This is a genomic window from Aquirufa rosea (assembly GCF_004118285.1).
Classification (GTDB): Bacteria; Bacteroidota; Bacteroidia; order Cytophagales; family Spirosomataceae; genus Aquirufa; species Aquirufa rosea.
This window is the reverse complement of record NZ_SDHY01000055.1, coordinates 1-217: the sequence shown is the minus strand read 5'-3', so window position 1 is coordinate 217 and position 217 is coordinate 1. Positions and strand designations below refer to the sequence as shown.

The window sequence follows — 217 nt, the reverse complement described above, 5'->3', positions numbered from 1 at the left end:
CCTTTACGGGTACGAATACCTTGACAGCACAAGATGCTTACGGAAACACGGTACCAAGCTTTGATGCGAGTGCGAATAATGTAACGGTGACGACCAGTCTGACAGGAAGTATTTCTGGCTTGTCGGGCACAAATAAATTGACAGGCGCAGGTGACTTTGTGAGTGGTGTAGCCAACTTGAGTACGAAGTTGATTTACACAGGAACAGTAGGCACAGG

The 217-nt window shown here is 47.5% G+C and carries 1 protein-coding gene; it reads left to right on the top strand.

Going from position 1 to position 217, the window contains the following annotated elements; translation table 11 throughout:
• The coding region (locus tag ESB04_RS12560; protein ID WP_164969683.1) for a hypothetical protein at window positions 1–217 on the top strand (217 nt) is incomplete at both ends.